Source organism: Aminobacter sp. P4_H6_2 (assembly GCF_056400805.1).
Window position 1 is genome coordinate 1 of sequence record NZ_JBFUKO010000670.1, and the last position, 2,803, is coordinate 2,803.

At 64.5% G+C, this 2,803-nt stretch carries 3 protein-coding genes; 1 reads left to right on the forward strand and 2 read right to left on the reverse strand.

Annotation, left to right across the window (positions count from 1 at the left end):
* A partial coding sequence (locus tag AC1DUU_RS28370) for an FGGY family carbohydrate kinase (RefSeq protein WP_476786671.1) occupies positions 1 to 737 on the forward strand: 737 nt, incomplete at its 5' end.
* 18 nt (positions 738 to 755) lie between these two features.
* Here the strand turns inward: AC1DUU_RS28370 and AC1DUU_RS28375 are convergent.
* Together AC1DUU_RS28375 and AC1DUU_RS28380 are read right to left on the reverse strand one after the other, a co-directional pair.
* On the reverse strand, positions 756 to 1,832 hold the full coding sequence (locus AC1DUU_RS28375; RefSeq protein WP_476786672.1) for an NAD(P)H-dependent flavin oxidoreductase: 1,077 nt from the start codon (positions 1,830 to 1,832) through the stop codon (positions 756 to 758).
* A 29-nt stretch (positions 1,833 to 1,861) separates the two neighbouring features.
* Complete coding sequence (locus tag AC1DUU_RS28380; protein ID WP_476786673.1) at positions 1,862 to 2,626, reverse strand: heme ABC transporter permease; 765 nt, start codon at positions 2,624 to 2,626, stop codon at positions 1,862 to 1,864.
* Positions 2,627 to 2,803: the final 177 nt, after the last annotated feature.

Here is a 2,803-nt window from a genome sequence, read left to right on the forward strand (position 1 = left end):
GCTTCGAACCGGGCATGATGAAATCCACCTATGGCACCGGCTGTTTTGCCATCCTCAATACCGGTAGCGACATCGTCCGCTCCAAGAACCGGCTGTTGACGACCATCGCCTACCGGCTCGACGGCAAGACGACCTATGCGCTCGAAGGGTCGATCTTCGTTGCGGGTGCCGCCGTGCAATGGCTGCGCGACGGCATCAAGGTGATCGGCAAGGCCGAGCATAGCGGCGAGCTGGCGGCCCATGCCGACGACACGCAGAGCGTCTATCTGGTGCCGGCCTTCGTCGGGCTCGGCGCGCCGCATTGGGATGCCGAGGCGCGCGGTGCGATCTATGGGCTGACCCGCAATACGGGTCCTGAAGAGTTCGCGCGCGCGGCGCTGGAATCGGTCGCTTATCAGACCCTGGACCTGCTCGATGCCATGAAGAAGGACTGGAAGACCAGAAACGGCAAGACTGTGCTGCGCGTCGACGGCGGCATGGTCGCCTCCGACTGGACGATGCAGCGGCTGGCCGACATCCTGGATGCGCCTGTCGACCGGCCGACCGTGCTCGAAACCACCGCCCTTGGGGCCGCATGGCTGGCCGGCTCTCACGCCGGCGTCTGGCCGAAGGCCAAGGAGTTCTCCAAGGCCTGGGCGCTCAACCGGCAGTTCACGCCTCAAATGGAGCCGAACCTGCGCACCGCCAAGCTGAAAGGCTGGCACGATGCGGTGCGGCGCACGCTGACGCCGAAGTAGCCCCAAATCGGGGCAGTTCTATCTGGCAAATTTGGCGAGCAGCGCCTGCGCTTCGTCGGCGAGCACTCGTGTCAGCTCGGCGGCCGGCATTTCGCGGCCGAAACGAGCCGCCTGCCCCGACCATAGCGACATGAAATCGCCTGAACCAAGCGGCTCAGATTTGGCCCTGAGCGGCGCCAGCGCGCCGCCCGCCAACGGRAATGCAGGCGCCATATCCGACATCGGGCCAACCTCGCGCATGATGCGGTTGACGATGCCGCGCGCGGGGCGGCCGGTGAAGACATTGGTCAGTGCGGTGTGGTCGTCCTTCGCCGCGCGCAGCACCGCCTTATGGGGAGCGGCTACCTTGGCTTCGGGGCAGAACAGATAGGCCGTGCCGATCTGCACCGCCGAAGCGCCAAGCACGAAAGCCGCGACGATGCCGCGCGCGTCGGCGATGCCGCCGGCGGCGATGACAGGCACTTTGACGGCATCGACCACCTGTGGCACCAACGCGAAGGTGCCGGGCTGGTTGGCGATATCGTCGGTCAAGAATATGCCGCGGTGACCTCCGGCCTCGGCACCTTGGGCGATGATAGCGTCGCAGCCTCTCGCCTCCAGCCATACCGCCTCGTCGGCGGTCGTCGCCGACGACAGTACCTTGGCGCCGGTCGCCTTGACGCGGTCGAGCAGTGCGGCGTCCGGCAGGCCGAAATGGAAGCTCACCACCTCGGGGCGGAATTTCTCGACGATCTCGCAGAACTCGGCATCGAAGGGCGCGCGTGCCGAACGCGGGGCGGGCGCTGCCGGATCAAGCCCGAGTTCGAGGTAAAAAGGTTCGAGCCTGTGCTTCCAGGCGGCTTCGCGCGCGGGATCGTCCTCAGGCTGCTTGTGGCAGAAGAAGTTGATGTTGATCGGCCGCGCGGTGCGCTGGCGAATGATGCCGAGCTCGGTGCGCGCCTTTTCCGGCGACATCAGCGCGCAAGGGAGACCGCCAAGGCCACCGGCCTCCGACACGGCAATCACCATCTCGGAATCGACCGGTCCAGCCATCGGCGCCTGAARGATCGGAAGTTCGAGGCCCAGAAGATCAAGAATTCGACGATCCGGCCACATGGTCTCTTCCTTGTTTTACATCAGGGCAGTCAGGCCTGCTGGCGCTCGGCCCTGCGCGCTGCAATCTGGCGCATGGCGACGACGCGGCGACGCCAGATCTCGGTGCGCATCGCCATAAGATGCAGAGTGAAGAACAAAAGGGTAAAGCCAAGCGCCATCGTCATCAGGGGCCACAGCATGCTTGGATCAATCGTCGGGCCGCCGAGACGGAACACCGAAGCCGGCTGATGCAGCGTGTTCCACCACTCGACCGAAAACTTGATGATCGGGATGTTGATAAAACCGACAAGCGTGATGACCGCTGCCGCGCGGGCCGAACGTGCCGGGTCGTCGAGCGCGCGGGTCAGGGCGATGATGCCGAGATACATCAGGAAAAGGACGAAGACCGAGGTCAGCCGGGCGTCCCACACCCACCATGTGCCCCACATCGGCTTGCCCCAGATCGATCCGGTTAGCAGTGCGAGCGCAGTGAACACGGCGCCAACCGGTGCCGCCGACTTCAGCGCGACGTCGGCAAGCGGATGGCGCCAGACAAGCGTTCCAAGCGCGGCTATCGCCATCACCGAATAGCACATCATCGAGAGCCAGGCGAAAGGCACATGGATGTACATGATGCGGACGGTGCTGCCCTGCTGGAAATCCTCGGGCGCGGCAAAGCCGAGATAGAGCCCGGTTGCCAGCACCAATACCGACGCCCCGGCAAGCCAGGGCACGGTCTTGTCCACCAGTGCGATAAAGCGGGTCGGATTGGCGAGGTCGCTGAAACGCCAAGCTTGCGAGGTCGTCTGTGTCATGGACGCTAAATAGCCCTGGCAGGTTTTCTTCGCAATCGGTTCCGACGTCGCGGGCGACAACGCAAACGGGGCGCCGAAGCGCCCCGTTCCATATCTTGCGTCAAGCCAACAACCGTCAGGCCGCTGCCTCGACGTGAGTGACGCGGCGGACTTCCTCATCATTGAGCAGGCCACCGG